Source organism: Lactococcus sp. FSL K6-0773, from assembly GCF_038006485.1.
In the GTDB taxonomy this organism is placed as follows: domain Bacteria; phylum Bacillota; class Bacilli; order Lactobacillales; family Streptococcaceae; genus Lactococcus; species Lactococcus lactis.
This window is the reverse complement of the sequence record NZ_JBBOVF010000001.1, coordinates 2,086,702-2,105,337: the sequence shown is the minus strand read 5'-3', so window position 1 is coordinate 2,105,337 and position 18,636 is coordinate 2,086,702. Positions and strand designations below refer to the sequence as shown.

Below are 18,636 nucleotides of genomic sequence, written 5' to 3'. Positions count from 1 at the left end.
CCTTATTCTTTCTCAGCTACAACTACAGTGATATGAGCTGTGCGTTTGTTAATTGGTGAAGCTGAACCTTTGGCACGTGGACGGAAACGTTTCATTGTTGGACCTTCATTAATAAATGTTTCGCTTACTACCAAGTTAGCTTTTTCAAGACCAAAGTTATTTTCTGCATTAGCGATAGCACTCTTAAGTACGTTTTCAACTTCTACAGCAGCTTTAGTCGGTGTAAATTTCAAGATTGCAATTGCATCTGCAACACGTTTCCCGCGGATAAGATCGATAACAAGACGAGTCTTACGAGGTGAAACGCGAACTGTTTTTGCAGTTGCTTTAGCTGAAGTAATTTCTGCCATTTTTTTCTCCTCCTATTAGCGACGTGTTTTCTTGTCGTCAGCAGCGTGACCACGATAAGTACGAGTTGGTGCGAATTCACCAAGTTTGTGTCCAACCATATCTTCTTGAACGTAAACTGGTACGTGTTTGCGACCATCGTAAACAGCAATTGTAAGTCCTACAAAGTTCGGGAAGATTGTAGAACGGCGTGACCAAGTTTTGATCACAGATTTTCTTTCGGCGTTGACTTGAGCTTCAACTTTTTTCATCAAATGCTCATCGACGAAAGGTCCTTTTTTAAGACTACGACCCATTTTGTGAGTTTCTCCTTTAAATATTTGTACCACTACCGCTACTAAGGCGGAGTTGGCGGAATTTATAGATGCACTTTCGACATCTCATTAAATTTGACAATAAGTTTTATCAAATTTAACAAGACGCCGAGAAGGCTCTTGTGAAAATAAAGCGACTTATTAGTCGTTGATACGACGAACGATAAGTTTGCTTGATTTTGCTTTCTTGTTGCGAGTCTTGAGACCAAGAGCTGGTTTACCCCATGGAGTCATTGGAGACTTGCGACCAACTGGTTGACGACCTTCACCACCACCGTGTGGGTGATCGTTAGGGTTCATTACAGAACCACGTACTGTTGGGCGGATACCCATGTGACGTGTACGTCCTGCTTTACCAAGGTTGATTAAGCTTTGTTGTTCATTACCTACAACACCGATTGTAGCACGGCAAGTTGAAAGGATCATACGAACTTCGCCTGATTGAAGACGAACGAGTGTATATTTACCTTCTGAACCGAGTACTTGAGCTGAAGCACCAGCTGAACGAACCAATTGTCCGCCTTTACCAGGTTTCAATTCAATGTTGTGGATCAATGTACCAACTGGAATGTTAGCAAGTGGCAATGCGTTACCAACTTTGATGTCGGCTTCAGGGCCAGATACAACTGTCATTCCAACTTCAAGGCCTTTAGGAGCCAAGATGTATGATTTAACACCGTTAGAGTAAACGATCAATGCGATGTTTGCAGTACGGTTTGGATCGTATTCAATTGTAGCAACTTTAGCAACAACGTTGTCAGTTGTACGTTTGAAGTCGATTACACGATATTTACGTTTGTGACCACCACCGTGGTGACGAACTGTGATACGACCAGTGTTATTACGACCAGCTGTTTTGCTCATGCTTACAAGCAAGCTCTTTTCAGGAGTACTTGTAGTGATTTCAGCGAAGTCGCTACCAGTCATGTTACGGCGACCGTTTGTGGTAGGTTTATAAACTTTAATTCCCACGATTTTCCTCCTCTATTATTCTGCGTCTTCGCCGAAGATTTCGATTGTTTTAGAATCTTCAGTCAAAGTAACGATAGCTTTTTTGTAGCCTGATTTAGTACCAGTGTATTTACCAACTCGTTTAGATTTTGGTTTAACGCTGATAGTATTTACTGAGGCAACTTTTACACCAAAGACAGCTTCAACAGCTTGTTTGATGAGAAGTTTATGCGCACGTGAATCTACTTCGAAAGTATATTTCTTTTGATCCATTGCAGCCATAGAAGCTTCAGTAATGATAGGTTTACGGATGATATCATAAAGTGACATTATGCAAGAACCTCCTCAATTTGTGTCAATGCTGATTGAACCACAAGGAGTTTGTCAGCAGAAACGATGTCAAGTACAGATGCTGAATTAGCAGTTGTAACTTTCACGTTTGCAAGATTACGTGCAGAAAGTTCTGCAAATTCGTTACCTTCGTTTGGAAGAACCACAAGAACTTTACGTTCGATTGAAAGTGCTGAGATTACTTTTGCAAATTCAGCAGTTTTTGGAGCTGTAAAGTCAAGTGTGTCAACAGCGATTAATTTACCATCAGCAACTTTTGTTGAGTAAACTGATTTAAGCGCCAATTGACGAACTTTTTGTGGAAGTTTGTAAGCGTAGCTACGTGGGTTTGGACCGAAGACAGTACCACCACCACGCCATTGTGGAGAGCGGGTAGAACCTTGACGGGCACGACCTGTACCTTTTTGACGCCATGGTTTTTTACCACCACCAGACACAGCAGAACGATTTTTGTGTGCGTGTGTTCCTTGGCGAAGGCTAGCGCGTTGTGAGATTACAACGTCGAATACGACTGATTCGTTTGGTTCGATACCAAATACTGAGTCGTTAAGTGTAACTTCACCAGCTTGTGAACCATCTTGTTTAAATAATGATACTTTTGCCATTATAGATTTCTATCTCCTTTCCTTCTTATTTAGCTTTGATTGCTGATTTAACAACAATCAATGATTTCTTAGCACCTGGGACATTACCTTTTACAAGGATAACGTTCTTTTCAGGAAGCACTTGTGCGATAACAAGGTTTTGTACAGTAACGCGTTTGTTACCCATACGTCCAGCAAGTTTTTTACCTTTTGGAACTTTGTTAGCTGCAACAGGACCCATTGAACCAGGACGACGGTGGTAACGTGAACCGTGGGCCATAGGACCACGTGATTGACCATGACGTTTGATTGGGCCTTGGAAACCTTTACCTTTAGAAGTTCCGGTAACATCAACAACATCTCCGGCTGCAAATGTATCAACAGTGATTTCTGCTCCTACTTCAGCGCCTTCGAGTCCTTTGAATTCACGAACGAAGCGCTTAGGAGTCGTATTAGCTTTAGCAGCATGACCTTTGGCAGGTTTGTTGGTCAAAACTTCACGAAGTGTATCGAAACCAACTTGAGTTGCTTCGTAACCATCTGTTTCAACAGATTTAACTTGAAGAACTGTGTTAGGAGTCGCTTCGATCACAGTAACAGGAATTAATTCACCGTTTTCTGTGAAGATTTGAGTCATTCCCACTTTTTTCCCTAAGATTCCTTTTGACATGAGAATTACCTTTCTTAATTAGAGTTTAATTTCGATGTTTACACCACTTGGCAAATCGAGTTTCATAAGTGAATCAACAGTTTTTTGTGTTGGTTCGATGATGTCGATCAAGCGTTTGTGTGTACGCATTTCGAATTGTTCGCGTGAGTCTTTGTATTTGTGAGTCGCGCGGATAACAGTGTAGACGCTACGGTCAGTTGGAAGTGGAATTGGACCACTTACTTCTGCGTTTGTACGTTTAGCAGTTTCTACGATTTTTTCTGCAGCTGCATCAAGGATACGATGTTCGTATGCTTTTAAGCGAATGCGAATTTTTTTAGTTGCCATTTTTTCTCCTCTCGTCTATTGTATTCAATAGGCTAGCTCCACGGGAAAACCGACACGTTAGGTATGGCAATACCTTCGGGTGTGTCGCAACCTCTCGTTTCGTCGCTACATACTGTTTTTAACAGCACTTGTCTATTCTATCAAAGGAGATGTGGCTTGTCAAGGACTTTTTAGACTTTTTTTCATTCTTTCTAAATCTTTTTGGGGAATGAAGGAATTTACTTGAAATGACAAGAAAGCTTACTTTGTCATCTTTAAACTTTTTGGTATAATTTGTTTGAAGGATTTATAAACTATTATATAGGAGGATTTATGTTAAAGGAATTTAAAAACTTTATTTTACGTGGGAACGTATTGGACTTAGCCGTTGGGGTTATCATCGGGGCAGCTTTTACTGCTTTAGTTAAATCTTTAGTTGATAACTTGATTAATCCGTTAATCGGAATGTTTGTTCAAAGTACTGCTCTTGCTCATTTGTCAGTAACTGTTGGAAAAACAAAATTCACTTACGGTGCTTTCTTAAATGATGTCATTAATTTCATCATTACAGCCTTTGTTATTTTCATTCTTATCAAGTTCATCAACAAACTCTTCCCTAAAAAAGAAGAAACTGTCGAAGAACAAAAAAACGAAGAATTGGAAACTCTCCAAGAAATTCGCGATTTATTGAAAAAACAATAAAAAAATTACTGACAGAAAAGCTGTCAGTATTTTTTTATTTTAAATTTTGCTTGTGAGGCTTTGATTAAACTTGATTTTGAGAAAAATAAATCTAAAGAGATTATCAAGTAAAACTGCTAACCAAACTCCCTCTAGCCCTAATTTTAATCCTAAGGCTAAAAATGCTCCTAAAAGCAAGCGAATGCCAAACATCCCTAGCGTTGTGGCATAAAAAGGAAGTTTTGTGTTTCCTATTCCCTGAAAGGCTGCTGTATAAGTTGTTGCTCCTGTGACGAAAAAAGTCGCTAAAAATGAAAACAAAATAACAGTGGTACTTGCATTCATGGCAATTCTATCAGTAGTGAAAAATTGATTTAGAATATTGGCTGTCAGTAAAAGGGCCAAACCAATCACAAACATCATAATCGTCGCTAACCAGTAGGTCTTTTTGATATAAGCTTTAACATTTTCAATACTATTTTCAGCTGCTGCTTGTGCTACCAAAATTACTGTTACGGTTGCCATTCCGAAAACGGGCATATAATTAAATTGTGTAATGCTTTCACCAATTGCATTTCCTGCAAATACACGTTCGCCTAATCTGACAATAATCATCATGATGAGCAAATCGCCCAAACGCATTGACAAACGCTCTCCAGTTGCTGGTAAACTTAATTTAATCAATTGATGGTCCAATTTTTCTTTATAAAATCGAAAATCGGGTCGCTTATCTTTTAACTTATAATAGAGGAAAAGCGTCCCAATAAATCTAGCAATAACCGCTCCAAGTGCTGTTCCCAACACTCCTAAATGGAAAACAAAAATAAAGACAATTGACAGTATCAAATTTAGAAGACTGGCAAAAAAACTTGCCCACATCGGTGTCTTTGTATTTCCATCAGCCCGTAGAAAGGCTCCAAAAGTCGTCATTAAAGCCAAAAGGACAATCAAGCCACCTACTAAACTAAGATAAATAATGGAAAGCTCTAAAACCTGCTGACGAGCACCAAGTAAATAGAGAATAGGTCGTGCTCCCACAACTGAAACAATCCCCAAGGCAAGACCAATTAAAAAAGTCAGTTTGGTAGCAGAATTAATTAATCTTTTCGGGTTTTCCTCTACCTTCTTTGCAATAAGCACTTTGGCAAATAAACTTGAAACAATTGTTCCCAAAGCAATAAAAATCGCCTGATAGACCGTGATGAGATTATTAGCGAAAGAAACAGCTGCTACGGCAGAAAGACTAAGGTGAGCAACAATCATTGTGTCACTCACCCCTACAAGCATTTGTAAGAAATTTTCAATAATCGCCGGAAATGCGAATTTTAATATTTCTCTATTTGTTTTCATTTTAAGCCAAGATATTTTTCTACTTCTTTTTGCATTTCAGCGGCTGGAATAACGGTATGATGTAGAACTTCTGCTTCTTCAAGTCCGATGACTGCTTTTGGTAATGGAATCCCACTCAATTTTTCAAGTGATTTAACAGCAGCAAAATCGTCTCTATTTACTGACAGCTCTGTTTTATCATTTTCAAGCCCTTCTAAAACAACTTTTGGAAACTTATAAGGACTTGCCGTGCTGACCACAACTGTTTTTTCTTTGGGTTGAATTTGATGATAGACATAATTTGCTACTGCTGTATGAGGGTCCAGAACATATTTTTCATTTTCAAAAGTTTCTTGAATTTCTTTTGAAATTTCATCTTCTGATGCCCAGTCGGCCACAAATCCCTGAAGTTTAGTAATCATTTCTTTAGAAATTTGATAATGCCCTTCTACTGATAGGGCTGTCAGTAAATCTGAGGTTACTTTATCATTTTCGTCAGTTAATTCAAAAATTAAACGTTCAAGATTTGAAGAGACCAAAATATCCATTGAAGGTGAACTTGTTACATAGAATTCACGATTTTTATCATAAAGTCCTGTTTTGAAAAAGTCTGTCAGTACATTATTTTTATTTGAAGCACAGATGAGCTGATGAACGGGCAAGCCCAATTTTTTAGCATAATAAGCCGCTAAGATATTTCCAAAATTCCCTGTTGGAACTGAAAAATTAATTTCTTCTCCGTCAGTAATTTGACCAGTTTTGACAAGTTGTGCGTAAGCATAAATATAATAAGCAACTTGTGGAATCAAACGTCCAATATTCATTGAATTTGCTGACGAAAATTGTTTATTATTTTTCAAAAGTTGATCATGTAAAACTTTGTTATTAAACATTTCTTTTACTGCTGTTTGAGCTTGGTCAAAGTTTCCATCAATTCCAACAACGTGAACATTTTCCCCTTTTTGAGTCAGCATTTGTTGCTCTTGAATATGGCTGACACCACCTTTGGGATAAAAAACAATAATTTTTGTTTGGGGCACATCAGCAAAACCGGCCATTGCGGCTTTCCCTGTATCTCCAGAAGTTGCAGTCAAGATAACAATTTCATTAGTCACACCATTTTTCTTAGCCGCTTGGGTCATTAAATGAGGTAAGATAGAGAGTGCCATGTCTTTAAAAGCAATCGTTTCACCATGAAAAAGTTCAAGAATATAGTGATTCCCAAGTCTTTTAAGCGGTGCAATTTCCGGACTATCGAATTTTTCTCCGTATGCTTTTGTCACCATTGATTTAATTTCGTCAGCAGAAAAATCATCAAAAAATGCTTTCAAAACAAGTTCAGCAATTTCTTGATAAGAAGCGTTTTTTAATTTTTCAAAGTCTAAATCAACTTTTGGGAAGTCAACGGGAACAAAAAGTCCACCATCTTCTGCCAAACCTTGTAAAATAGCTTGTGACGCTGTTTTTTTATTTGATTTATCACGTGTTGACTGATAAAAAGTTACCATGATATTTATTCCCCAATCACATTTTTTATAATTATAACAAATATTCTGTAAACTCGCAAAAAGCCACGAATTCTCGTGGCTTTTTTTATTATAATACTTAATTAAGCTTGAATATCTTCAATTTGGTGCATGTCCAATTCAACTGGAGTTGCACGACCAAACATATCAACAGTCAGAGTCAATTTGTCGCCATTGATTTCTGTGATTGGAGCTTCAAATCCTGAAAATGCACCGTCAACAATACGAACACGTTTTCCAACAAAAACATCAAAGTCAATTTCACGAACAACTTTGCCCATGCCAACCAAAATATCTTGAATTTCTTGTTCAAAAAGTGGTGTAGGTTTTGATCTATTTCCGTGTGAACCAACGAATCCAGTAACATTTGGTGTATTACGGACAATAAACCAGGCTTCATCAGTCATATTCATTTCAACCAAAACATAACCTGGGAATAAGTTTTCTTCAACTTCTTTCATTTTGCCGTTAACTTCTGTACGAATTGTCTCAGTTGGAATTTCCACACGCAAAATTTTGTCAGCCATGTTATAAAGTTCAGCACGCTCAAGCAAATCTTCTTTAACTTTACGTTCATACCCTGCATAGGTTTGAATAACGAACCAACCTTGGTCAAAACTTACTAAATTATTATCTTCCATTTGAAATACCTCTGTATTTATTTTTTTTACTTAATCAGTTAAAATCCCAGCTGACAGAAATCTGTCAGTAATTTGGGTACAAGAAAAAGGGCCAAGCCCTTATCAGATAATATTATTATATCATATTTATCTTGAATTAAAAGGACTTTTAATAAAATTAGAAAAGAAAAATCTGTCAAAACTGACAGATTTATAGATTATTTAAGAAATGGGATTAAATGGTTAACACTAAATGTAATTCCATGTTGAGTTACCCAATCGAAAATTATGATGAACACCAAGAAGAAAGCTGTATATTCAATGACCATAAAAAAATCACGAACAGATTGTTTTCTGCTTGGCCAAGTGGTTAATTTCATTTCTTCAATAATGCTACCAATAAATTTAAACATAATCTTTTCCTATCACTGCCACAAATTTACTGACAGAGTCCATTTCTTATAAAAGTTTACTGACAGAATGTCAGTTCGACGTGTTTAAACCCTATTAAAGTAAATACGATTTAACGCGTTTCTTTGTGTAATGTGTGTTTGCCACAAGTACGACAAAACTTTTTAACTTCAACTCGTTTTTCTTTCGCAACTGACGAAAGATTGAGGGTGTAATTTCGTGAACCACATATGGTGCACGCTAATCCAGCTTTTCTTAACATATTATCTCTTATTCTATCAAAAATTATTTAGAAGCGCAAACTATTTTTCCACATTGGTCAGACTATTAGCTACTAAAGCGGCGTATTTTTCGGCCCCTGTTCCTTTAGGATGAATATTATCACTGTAGAACCATGAACTTTGACCAGATGCTTTTTTATTCCAATCAATAATTTTCAAATTTTTATATTTCTTTGCCATTTTTATCAGCAATTTATTATTAGGTTTTGCCCAAACACGGTCTGCGTGGACATTCATCCAATAAACAGGTTTATTACCTGCCACTTTCATCGCAGCATCAATTTCATCTTCTTTAATTGTTCCATTTGTTCCTAGACCAATTAAGTAAGCATCAGGATTAGGCATTTTTGATTTAGCATTCGTTAAGTCTGTCGCCAGTGACTCTGCTTGTCTTCCAACTGCTGCATCAATATACATATGTGGAAAAACTTCTTGAAGATTTGTAGAAGCAGCAACCATAACCGAATCTCCAAGGGCTAGAACATTCATTTGAGAAGCTTTTTCAGCAACTACAGGTTGAACCTTATACTTTTCTGCTACCGCCTTTAAGGACATCGGTACTTTGTTGTTAGCCTCAGCCAGTTGTTTCTTTTGTAGTGCAACCTGTTGGGCCATTATTTTTTCTTCAATCACTCGTTGGTCATGGGGTGAAGGCGGTGAAAAAATAATGAAACCTAAGCTTATTAGAGCAAGCCCTGAAATGAGCATCGGTAAAATATTCTTTTTAAGTTTCCAACCTTTTTCTCGAACAAAATTTTGAAGGATTCCTAAAATATTACTATAATCAAAGCGCTGCGTTGGCAGCTCAATCAAACGATATGAAAGTTCCGTCAGAATAAGAATGAGCGCCAATTGCCAAATTAAATTATACCAAGCGGTAGGAGCAAGTACCTTAGCTTCAGCGAAAGCAAAAACAGGAAGTTGCCACAAGTAAATTCCGTAAGAACGTGAGCCAATATATTCAAAAACAGGGTTTGAAAATAGCTTGTTAGTCGGAAGACTTGGATGTGCCACCAAAGCAACCATTATCACACTGGCCAAACTTGCTAGCCACATTCCGCCATAATAAGTAAATGTCCCTTGAGCAGGCATAAAGATATAAGCAAGCAGCAAAAGCAAAGATAATCCAATAGTCAACTGCCAAGCAATCTTAACCGCTCGTTTATTAACCTTATGTGAAAGTTTATTCAAAGGCCAAATGAAAGCAAGACTAGCCCCCATCATCAAGCTAAAGAAACGCGTATCCGTTCCATAATAAACCCGCGTTGGGTCTGCTCCGGGAACGAAAAGAATTGCCATCCAAATTGCCGAAATCAAGGCCAAAACATTAGCAATGACAAAAATCCGACCTCTTTTTTTAACAAATTTTAGCAAAACAATCAACAGCAAAGGCCAAAGGATGAAGAATTGCCCCTCGATTGATAAATAATAAATATGTTTGAAAGGTGAAGCACCGGCAATATCAGCAAAATATGAACTTCCTTGCGAAATTTGCCACCAGTTTTGAACCGAAAATACAGCAGAAAGGAAATTAGAACGTAATCCCGCCCACAAATTAGGTTGAAAAATGATGATATAAGGTGTCACAAGAAGAAAAATTGCAACTAGTAAAGGATAGAGACGCTTTAATCTTCTTCCCCAAAACTTCCAAATATTAATCTTCTTATTTTTTTCATACTCGCGAAGGAGCGAATCCGTCACCAAATAGCCCGAGAGAACAAAGAATAAAACAACACCAAGAAAACCACCCTGAACATGGTTTGGCCAGAGGTGATATAGAATAACTGTTAAAACACCAATCGTCCGTAATCCATTAAAACCTGTGACGTAACGCTTCATTTTTCTTCTCGATTTCTATCTTTATTCTTTAAAATTTTCTTGTCTTAAAACTACTACGCTTTACCTCTAATTCTACCATATTTCTACCTCTTTTTTCAGTTTTAGTTGCCAAAAATCCCTTTAACTTTATCCCAAGCATTTTTAGCTGCATCTCCAATATCTTTACCCACTTTTCCGAGGTCCAAACCACCAGAATCTGAAGACGATGAAGAGCTAGAACTAGAGCTTTCTGGTGTATTTCCAGTCGTGTGAGCTTCTGCTTGTTCTTGGTCCACAATATCATCTTGATATTGTCTTTGTTGAGTCCAATAAGGTTCTTGTGCGGCAACACCTGCTTCCGCATAAGGATTTTCAACTGTAAATGCCGTTCCTTTAGTATAAGGCAACATATAACTAGCTTCTTGACGGAAAATAACTGAGGTTTGTCCTTCTGATGAACCTGTCAGTTTATATTTCCCATCCGCATAACCAACCCAGAGAGCCATAACCACATCCGGTGTATAACCTACTACCCATTGGTCTTGGTCTTCATTGGTTCCTGTCTTACCAGCAAGTGTATAAGACTTAGGTGAAGCTTTCCAAGCAGAACCATTAGTATAAGTCCCCAGCATCATTTGAGTCATTTTGTCAGCTGTATCTTTACTAATAACCCGTTTTTTGGTTACCTTTGCTGTTTTTACAACTTGTCCTGCAGCATTTTCAATTTTAGTAATCAAATGCGCATCATTCATCACTCCGCCATTTGCGAAAACTTGATAAGCCTGAGCAATTTGCCATGGATTCGTTTCAACTCCAGCTCCGAGTGCCGTCGGTAAAACATCATTTTTACTACTTAAATCTAAACCAAACTCACGCCCTAAAGCATTTCCGACTTTTGGTCCAATCGCTTGATATGTATTAATAGCTGGAATATTATATGAATTTGCTAAAGCAGTATACATTGGGATTTGTCCACGCCATTGATTATCAAAATCGGTTGGTTTCCAGCCATTATAATCTGCTGGTGAATCATCAACCGTTTTATCAATTGACCACCCCGCTTCAATTGCTGGAGCGTAAACAATAAGAGGTTTGATAACTGAACCAGGAGAACGTTTAGACATTGTGGCATAGTTATAATCAGTAAAGCTATTTGAACCTTCTGTATTAACATTTCCGACAAGAGCATTGACAGCTCCCGTTTTAGGGTCAATAGCAACCGAAGCAGATTGGGCATAAGTTCCATCAGATGCTTGTGGGAAGAAACTTGGGTCAGAATAAGTCTTTTGCAAGCCGGATTGCATATTTTGGTCCATGCCCGTATATATCTTGTAACCATTATTCATGATTTCTTGTAATGTCAGACCATACTTGCGTTCCGCTTCAGAAATTACAGCATTATAATAGCTTGGATATTTATATTGACTACTTTTAGATTGATAATTGTCTTGCAATTGAGCTTGTAAGTCAACTTTCATAAAAGTATCTGCCTGTGACTGCTCCAAATAACCAGCATTAACCATATTTTGCAAAACTGTATTACGTCGGTCAGTCGCATATTTTCCTTTTTCGTAAAGAGGATTATAAATTTCTGGCCCTTTTAACATTCCCGCAAGACTGGCTGCTTCATCAACAGTTACTTCACTTGCTGGAACACCAAAGTATTTCAAAGCTGCATCCTGAATTCCCCAAACACCATTACCAAAGTAAGAATTATTCAGATACATATCAAGAATCTCATCTTTACTATAATGTTTATTGATTTCAAGTGCCAAGAAAAACTCACGCGCTTTACGGTCAATCGTTTGTTCTTGAGTCAAATAAGCATTTTTGGCCAATTGCTGAGTGATTGTTGAACCACCACCAAAACGCCCAAGAGTAACGGCTGCTAGAGCAAAACGTTTCAAATTGACACCATGATTTTTATAGAAAGTTCTATCTTCAGTTGCCACAACAGCATTTGTAATATTTTTGGAAATTTGGTCAATCTTGACCGGTGTTCCTTTTTGACCATAAAGATTTCCAGCTTCATTATTATCTTTGTCATAAATGACTGTTTGTGCCGAAATAGAACTTTGCAGTACTTTAACATTAGCTGTTTTAGCTAAGTAAAAAAGATATGAACCTGTCGAAACAATGGCTACTAAGACAAAAATAATTGTGATTTTTGTCAGATTATAACGTTTCCAGAACCGTTTAATTGGTTTCATGAATTTACCGAACTTCGTTTTAGCCGGTTTTTCTATTTCTTCTTCAAGCTTTTTTTGTTTTTTAGGGCGTAAATTAGGAATTTTTAAACTATTTTTTTTAGATTCCTTTTTATTACGCCGACTGAAATTATTATTTTCAGACATATATCGTTCCTCAGATGCTTTTTATTTCTTTACTTACTCAAATGAATACAGCAATACCTTATTTTAATACTTTTCTGCTTTTTTTGCCTTACATCTTTGTAAGGTATTTAGATTTCATTTTTTCAGTTCTGATTATTTTACCCAAAATCCCTTTGGCTTACAATGTAAGTTTGTAAAACGAAAGGGATTTATGTTTTATTATAAAGGTTTCTCTAGATTTTTCAATTGTTTCACTTCTAACACCAAAATTCTATTTATAATTTAGCTAACTAACTCTAAATTAAAACAAGAGTATTCGCTTTCTAATATTATTTTGTATATCCGTAAAGTTTAAGTTCACCTGATAAGTATTCTCCTAAATATATTTCCTTAATTTGGTTATATCCTTGCAGATTAATTTGTTGTTCAAGCCAATTTTCATCTTTATCAATTAATTCGAGAACATCAAAATTAGCTTGTCCATCAACAATAATTGGATATTTAATATTTTCACCACCAAATTCAATCAATGTCAATTGACCATTTTGTTCTAAAATAGCTCTTTTAACATTATGTATCTCATAGATACCATTAGAACGTAATTTAAACATTAATTCATTAGCAGAGATTCCATTTCTGAGACATTCATTTACTCTCACTTTTCCATCTTGAATCAGAGTCAATGGTTTACCATCAACGATTAATTTTACATAGCGATTGTGCTCCTTTGCAAATTTTAAAATTAATACTAACAGTGTCCATATGATTAGAACCAAGACAAATTGTAAAACCGTAATAGAATCATTATAGATGACTCCACCAATAATTCCCCCTAAAACATAATTTTGAACTTGATCCATTGCTGATGAGGGGGCAAGATTACCTTTCCCCATTAAATTTATTTGAATAATTAAACAAATAATACCTAAAGCAAATTTTAGTATTATTGGGCTGTATAATTGCATTTTAACTCCTAATTTTTTATTTTTCGGGATTAATCAAGTAACTTTTAGTAAGGGTGTATGACTGTTGATCAGCACTAAGGTTAACTTTATAATAATCACCTTTTATCTTTACAATCACACCATCAGCTAATTGCGTGGAATTAACAAAAATATTATTTTTATTCGTTCTTTCGTTTTTAGCGACTCTTTCAATAAATCCAACCATCTGTGAAGATTGAGTATGCTTAGACTGATTAATTTGATAATTTGAATATTGTATACCAATCTCTAAAATAATAAATAATAATAAAATAATACTAAGATCTCTATATTTCGTTTTAATTCTATGCTTAATATATATAGCAAATACAATAACAAGAACTACAAGACTCCCAAAAATAAAGATATATCGAAGATAATCACTAAGTCCAGCTTGCGATTTTAAAAATTCAATATCATAAAATTTCATATTTTTCACCCCTTAATAACTATTATATTAAAAAAATGATTAATAAATCATTTTATAATTATTCAAACCTCATTTAATTTTATAAATAAACCTTCTAAGATGAAATATTATCTTTATAATAGTTGTTCTACTTCCACCGGAGTAAGTTCAAGAACTGCTCGCAAAAATGGATACTTTTCTTTCATCATTTCAAATTCTGGACCATTTGAAATAAGTTTTGCTTTAGCACTCACCCTAAAGCCAATCCCTTGATAGCCATTTTTACCTTCGACTTCTCTAACCCCAAGCATCAGATAAATTGTATCATTCACTTTAATATCTTCTTCTAAATAATGCATCCCTGCTGCTGGTGCCAATATTCGTTCATCACTGGTAAGCTGTAAATAAGAAATCCATGTTCCTGTAACATGAGGACTTTTCTCTGCTCCCCATGAAGTGAGGGAAACTGACCCTTCATATTTTAATGTTTCTTTAAATTTTTTTGTTAGCATTTTTTCTCTTTCTATAATTCACTCATAATATTTATTATTTTTTACATTTTGAGTTATCTTTATTACGTATTTTTAAGAAGATACTTTGATTATAACAAACCTAGAGTTAATTGAAAAGTAATTCTCTTGATAATCCCGACGCTGTCACCCTTTCAGTTTCTTATATTTTTGGGCCAAATAAAAACTTATAGTATAATGTGAATATGGAATATAACTTCATTTTACCCGAAAATTTTATAGAACAGCCTGTCTCTGATTTACTCGAAAAAACTTGGTTCATTCCTCGTAAACAAAGACACTTTCTAAGAATGAAAAAAAATTGCATAGTCAATAACAAGCTTATTAACGAAAATCAGCTCGTCCATGCTGGAGATAAAATCACTCTTATTTTTGATAATGAGGATTTCTCTAATTTATCTCTAAAATTCGGTTCAGCAAATTTAGCTGACATCCTTTATGAAGACGAACATTTGATTGTTGTTAATAAACCTGAAGGAATGAAGGCCCACGGAAATACGGCTGATGAATTAGCCTTACAAAATCATGTTGCAGCGGCAATCAACCAAGAAGTTTTTGTTGTCCATCGCCTGGACCAAGCAACATCTGGTGCTGTTTTATTTGCAAAAAATCAATTTGTTCTCCCTATTCTTGGTAAAATGTTTGAAGGAAATAAAATTCATCGTGAATACTTGGCACTAGTCAAAGGTCATTTCCCAGAAAATCAATTTACCATTGATCGGGCCATTGGTCAAAATCGCCATGATAAAAATAAACGAATCCTTTCCGCAAAGGGTCAAAAAGCAGTGACTCATGTTGAGATTATCAAAAAATTTACTGACAAAACTCTTGTTAAATGTACCTTAGATACTGGAAGAACTCACCAAATACGTGTCCATTTATCTTCATTAAATCATCCTATCATTGGTGATGCTTTGTATGGTCAAAAAACACAGGAGAGAATGATGCTTCATGCTGATAAAATTATTATTCCCCATCCGTTTGAAAATAAAATTTTAGAAATTTCAGCAATTAGTACTAGTTTCCTTGACATTTTAAATAAAACAAAATAAAAAGAAGTGATTTTTGATGTGAACCCCAAAAGCTAGACTTTTTAGACAAGAATAATTTCTTGTCTTTTTTTTGTTATTTTGAATAAGTTAAACGATATTGGATTGGACTCATCCAGTTCAATTTTTTCTTAATTCGTTTCGTGTTGTAATAGTGAATCCATTTAGTAATCGCTTGTTCAAGTTCTTCAAATGAATTGAAAACATGACCATAGTAGATTTCTTGTTTAAGCAAGCCAAAGAAGTTCTCCATGACTGAATTATCATGACAGTTACCTTTGCGACTCATAGATTGGATTATTTTTTGTGATTTGAGCTTAAAGACATAGTTTTTCATCTGATATGCCCACCCTTGGTCAGAGTGGAAAGTACGACGATAGAGACAATCAGAAGTCAATTCTAAAGCCTCCTGAAGTGCTGTCGCAATAGCTTGATAGGTTGGTTGTTTAGAGATTTCATAGCTAATCACTTCGTTGTTGAAAAGGTCAAGATAGGGGTTGAGATAAAGCTTCTTTTGAACCCCTTTATCGTAATATTTGAACTCAGTGGTGTCTGTCGTTATCTTCTGATGTGGTATAGAAGTGTTAAATCGTCTGTGGAGCTTGTTCTTAGCCACAGTCCCAACTTTACCTTTGTAAGAGTTATATTTACGAGATTTATGCCAAAAAGTAGTCACACGAAGCCCAAGTTTTTTCATCAAGCGCTGAACTTTCTTGTGATTAACATAAATTCCACGTTGTTTTAATAGCTCAACCATTGGACGATACCCTGCATTAGTGTGTTCTTGACGTATTTCAAGCATGACTTGCTCAATCATTTCGTCTTTATTAGGACGTTCAAAACGATTGACCCAGTAGTAATAAGTTGCTTTAGAAAGTTCAGAAATGGCTAAGAGTTGCTTAAGTGGGAACTTGAATTCTCGTCGGAGTTCACAGACCACTCGGGATTTTCCCTCTTGTGTTGTTCCTGCCGTAATCTCCTCAGCCCTTTTAAATATTCAACTTCCATTCTTAAATTAAGATTGTCGTTTTGAAGCCTAGCAAGTTCTTGCTCTGTTTCATTCACCACATCTTTCGCTTTCTTAATACTTATTTCAAGCAATTCAGACTCTTTTCTAGGTCGCCCCTGAACATTAGAAAAGGCAAATTCCCCTTTTTTGCGATAATTTGATACCCATCGTGTAAGAAGTGGCGGATTATTCATTCCCAATTCATGAGCTAGTTCTCTATATGACTTTTCACTTGTTAGATATAAGTTTACCGCATTAAGTTTGAATTGTGTTGAATAAACTGTATTTTGTCTTTTACGCTGAATTCCAACCGCCCCTAATTCTTTATAAGCTTTGACCCAACGCCTGACAATCGCTTCGTTCGTGACATGGTACTTTTTGGCTAAATAATCACACCCCCCTACACCGTTATCATAATCCTGAACCACTTTTAGTTTTAGTTCAAATGAATATTTTGTCATAATAAAAGACCTTTCATATTTTTGAAAAGTCTATCTTTTGGGGGTCACTACATTTTTACCACTTCTTTTTGTTTATTTCTTAGGCTCGAATCAATCGTTTTAAACTTGAAGTTACCAAGAAAAGGACGATGAAAATTAAAGTAATTGCGGCAGATGCTGGAGCATCCATATAGTAAGAGGCAATCAAGCCAGCATTTAAACCAATAAAACTTACAATAACCGAGATAAACAACACAGCTTTAAAAGATTTGCCTAGACGCATCGCAATTGAAGCAGGTAAAACCATAATTGCCGAAACAAGTAAAGCCCCCGCTGCAGGAATCATCAGGGCAATAGCAACCCCCGTGACAATATTAAAAGCAATCGAAATCCATCGAACAGGAAGTCCATCAACAAAAGCTGTATCTTCATCAAAAGTCATCACGTAAAGCGGACGTAAAAAGAGAATAAATCCAAGCAAAACAACTGCTGCTAAAACAAAAAGCATAATCACTTGCGATAAGGAAATTGTGATAATTGAGCCAAATAAATATTGCTCCAAACTAACACTTGTTGCTCCTTTTGAGGAATTCAAAATCAAAAGGGCAATGGCAAGTCCTGCTGACATCAAAATGGCCGTCGCAATTTCCATATAGTTATGATAAATTGTTCTTAAATACTCTAGAAAAACAGCCGCAATTACAACTGTAATTAAAGTTGTAATTGTTGGATTCCAACTTAAGAGAACCCCAAAAGCGACACCGGCTAATGATACATGTGATAATGTATCTGACATTAAACTCTGTCTACGTAGTACAAGAAATACGCCAAGCAAAGGAGAAAATATTGAAATAGCGGTTGCTGCTAAAAGAGCGTTTCGCATAAAATCATACTGAAATAATTCAAACATCAGCTTCCTCCTTTAATTCTTGTTGGTTTTCTTGAGCTACTCTATCGCGGTCTGCATGCAAATCAAAGCAAGCAAATTTCCCATTTTTATCTTTCAATAAATGGATATTTCGGTCAGCATAATCTTTCACTTCTTCCGGATCATGAGTGACCATTAAAACAGATTTTCCATGTTTATGAGCCGCATGGTGCATCAATTCATAAAAGTCACTACTTGATACATCATCCATTCCTGTTGTTGGCTCATCAAGAATAAATAAGTCAGGATCACTGGCAAACATTCTTGCAATAGCAATTCTTTGCTTTTGCCCTCCAGAGAGTTCACCAATACGCTTATTTCTGTAGTCCCACATTCCTACTGAGTCAAGGGCTGCCTTAACGTGTTCTGAGTCGTGAGCTGTCATTTTTTTAAACCAGCCTTGTCTCGGATAGCGTCCGCTCATAACAAATTCATGAACCGAACTTGGAAAACCAGCATTAAAACTTGCAACTTGCTGAGGAAGATAAGCAATTCTTAATTTTTCTCCTCGGTTGTTTTTGGGAGAAATTTTTATTTTACCTTTTTTAGGTTTTAAAATTCCTAAAGTTGTTTTTATAAGAGTTGATTTGGCAGCACCATTCTCACCTGTTAATGTGACAAATTCACCGGAATCAACATGATAGCTGATATTTTCTAGAACTGGCTCTCTATCATAATAGAAAGTCAAGTTTTCAACATTGATATATCTCATTTTTTCTCTTTATATCTCTAATAGTAATTTTTATTTCGGTGTTTTTCTTACTA

22 protein-coding genes are annotated in these 18,636 nt (G+C 36.0%); 2 read left to right on the top strand and 20 right to left on the bottom strand.

All coding sequences use genetic code 11. From position 1 onward, the window contains the following. Positions 1-2 precede the first annotated feature (2 nt). The 7 genes from rplV to rpsJ all read right to left on the bottom strand — a co-directional run bounded on the left by rplV (position 3) and on the right by rpsJ (position 3,545). Positions 3-350 (bottom strand): 50S ribosomal protein L22, encoded by a 348-nt coding sequence (gene rplV / locus MHB61_RS10550; protein ID WP_003129961.1) that lies wholly within the window; start codon positions 348-350, stop codon positions 3-5. 15 nt (positions 351-365) lie between these two features. Continuing rightward, on the bottom strand, positions 366-644 hold the full coding sequence (gene rpsS, locus MHB61_RS10545) for a 30S ribosomal protein S19 (protein WP_003129963.1): 279 nt from the start codon (positions 642-644) through the stop codon (positions 366-368). Between the two features lie 159 nt (positions 645-803). Beyond that, the gene (rplB, locus tag MHB61_RS10540) at positions 804-1,634 is read right to left on the bottom strand and encodes a 50S ribosomal protein L2 (RefSeq protein WP_003129965.1); all 831 of its coding nucleotides are present in this window, start codon (positions 1,632-1,634) and stop codon (positions 804-806) included. 15 nt (positions 1,635-1,649) lie between these two features. Beyond that, complete coding sequence (locus MHB61_RS10535) at positions 1,650-1,943, bottom strand: 50S ribosomal protein L23 (RefSeq protein ID WP_003129966.1); 294 nt, start codon at positions 1,941-1,943, stop codon at positions 1,650-1,652. Beyond that, the gene (gene rplD, locus MHB61_RS10530) at positions 1,943-2,569 is read right to left on the bottom strand and encodes a 50S ribosomal protein L4 (RefSeq protein WP_003129968.1); all 627 of its coding nucleotides are present in this window, start codon (positions 2,567-2,569) and stop codon (positions 1,943-1,945) included. The genes MHB61_RS10535 and rplD overlap by 1 nt, the downstream gene beginning before the upstream one ends. Before the next feature lie 25 nt (positions 2,570-2,594). Next, the gene (gene rplC / locus MHB61_RS10525) at positions 2,595-3,218 is read right to left on the bottom strand and encodes a 50S ribosomal protein L3 (RefSeq protein WP_003129970.1); all 624 of its coding nucleotides are present in this window, start codon (positions 3,216-3,218) and stop codon (positions 2,595-2,597) included. Positions 3,219-3,236: 18 nt separating this feature from the next. Beyond that, entirely contained in the window at positions 3,237-3,545 is a 309-nt protein-coding gene (gene rpsJ, locus MHB61_RS10520; RefSeq protein ID WP_003129973.1) for a 30S ribosomal protein S10, read from the bottom strand. A gap of 312 nt (positions 3,546-3,857) precedes the next feature. Here rpsJ and mscL point away from each other — a divergent pair, with 312 nt between their 5' ends. Then, the gene (mscL, locus tag MHB61_RS10515; protein ID WP_010906303.1) at positions 3,858-4,226 is read left to right on the top strand and encodes a large-conductance mechanosensitive channel protein MscL; all 369 of its coding nucleotides are present in this window, start codon (positions 3,858-3,860) and stop codon (positions 4,224-4,226) included. Positions 4,227-4,265: 39 nt separating this feature from the next. On the opposite strand, the gene MHB61_RS10510 is transcribed toward mscL, so the two are convergent. The 10 genes from MHB61_RS10510 to MHB61_RS10465 form a co-directional block, all read right to left on the bottom strand. Then, positions 4,266-5,555: an MATE family efflux transporter gene (locus MHB61_RS10510; RefSeq protein ID WP_058221573.1), complete on the bottom strand. Its 1,290-nt coding sequence runs from the start codon at positions 5,553-5,555 to the stop codon at positions 4,266-4,268. Continuing rightward, positions 5,552-7,042 carry a threonine synthase gene (thrC, locus tag MHB61_RS10505; RefSeq protein WP_003129976.1) on the bottom strand — a complete coding sequence of 497 codons (1,491 nt, stop codon included), beginning with the start codon at positions 7,040-7,042 and terminating at the stop codon, positions 5,552-5,554. The genes MHB61_RS10510 and thrC overlap by 4 nt, the downstream gene beginning before the upstream one ends. A 101-nt stretch (positions 7,043-7,143) precedes the next feature. Next, a complete protein-coding gene (gene nusG, locus MHB61_RS10500; protein ID WP_003129977.1) occupies positions 7,144-7,701 on the bottom strand; it encodes a transcription termination/antitermination protein NusG in 558 nt (185 codons plus the stop codon). A 197-nt stretch (positions 7,702-7,898) separates the two neighbouring features. Continuing rightward, a complete protein-coding gene (gene secE / locus MHB61_RS10495) occupies positions 7,899-8,093 on the bottom strand; it encodes a preprotein translocase subunit SecE (protein WP_003129978.1) in 195 nt (64 codons plus the stop codon). A gap of 110 nt (positions 8,094-8,203) precedes the next feature. Continuing rightward, complete coding sequence (rpmG, locus tag MHB61_RS10490; RefSeq protein ID WP_010906305.1) at positions 8,204-8,353, bottom strand: 50S ribosomal protein L33; 150 nt, start codon at positions 8,351-8,353, stop codon at positions 8,204-8,206. A gap of 40 nt (positions 8,354-8,393) precedes the next feature. Further along, positions 8,394-10,211 carry an acyltransferase family protein gene (locus MHB61_RS10485; RefSeq protein ID WP_058225728.1) on the bottom strand — a complete coding sequence of 606 codons (1,818 nt, stop codon included), beginning with the start codon at positions 10,209-10,211 and terminating at the stop codon, positions 8,394-8,396. A 101-nt stretch (positions 10,212-10,312) separates the two neighbouring features. Further along, on the bottom strand, positions 10,313-12,544 hold the full coding sequence (locus MHB61_RS10480) for a PBP1A family penicillin-binding protein (RefSeq protein ID WP_003129980.1): 2,232 nt from the start codon (positions 12,542-12,544) through the stop codon (positions 10,313-10,315). 308 nt (positions 12,545-12,852) lie between these two features. After that, positions 12,853-13,488: a DUF421 domain-containing protein gene (locus MHB61_RS10475; RefSeq protein WP_012898614.1), complete on the bottom strand. Its 636-nt coding sequence runs from the start codon at positions 13,486-13,488 to the stop codon at positions 12,853-12,855. Positions 13,489-13,504: 16 nt separating this feature from the next. Continuing rightward, on the bottom strand, positions 13,505-13,936 hold the full coding sequence (locus tag MHB61_RS10470; RefSeq protein ID WP_010906308.1) for a DUF3290 domain-containing protein: 432 nt from the start codon (positions 13,934-13,936) through the stop codon (positions 13,505-13,507). A gap of 113 nt (positions 13,937-14,049) precedes the next feature. Next, entirely contained in the window at positions 14,050-14,427 is a 378-nt protein-coding gene (locus tag MHB61_RS10465) for a pyridoxamine 5'-phosphate oxidase family protein (protein ID WP_003129983.1), read from the bottom strand. A gap of 203 nt (positions 14,428-14,630) precedes the next feature. Between MHB61_RS10465 and MHB61_RS10460 the strand changes: the two genes are divergently transcribed. Then, a complete protein-coding gene (locus MHB61_RS10460) occupies positions 14,631-15,497 on the top strand; it encodes an RluA family pseudouridine synthase (protein WP_003129984.1) in 867 nt (288 codons plus the stop codon). A gap of 73 nt (positions 15,498-15,570) precedes the next feature. Here the strand turns inward: MHB61_RS10460 and MHB61_RS10455 are convergent. The 3 genes from MHB61_RS10455 to MHB61_RS10445 all read right to left on the bottom strand — a co-directional run bounded on the left by MHB61_RS10455 (position 15,571) and on the right by MHB61_RS10445 (position 18,583). Continuing rightward, positions 15,571-16,964 (bottom strand): IS3 family transposase gene (locus MHB61_RS10455; protein ID WP_102032788.1). Its coding sequence is split into 2 segments (ribosomal slippage): positions 15,571-16,487 and positions 16,487-16,964, totalling 1,395 coding nucleotides; the frame shifts between segments, so codons are not numbered across the junction. Between the two features lie 79 nt (positions 16,965-17,043). Further along, the gene (locus MHB61_RS10450) at positions 17,044-17,853 is read right to left on the bottom strand and encodes a metal ABC transporter permease (RefSeq protein ID WP_014570791.1); all 810 of its coding nucleotides are present in this window, start codon (positions 17,851-17,853) and stop codon (positions 17,044-17,046) included. After that, positions 17,846-18,583, bottom strand: coding sequence for a metal ABC transporter ATP-binding protein (locus tag MHB61_RS10445; protein ID WP_058221575.1), 738 nt, complete (start codon positions 18,581-18,583; stop codon positions 17,846-17,848). The genes MHB61_RS10450 and MHB61_RS10445 overlap by 8 nt, the downstream gene beginning before the upstream one ends. Positions 18,584-18,636: the final 53 nt, after the last annotated feature.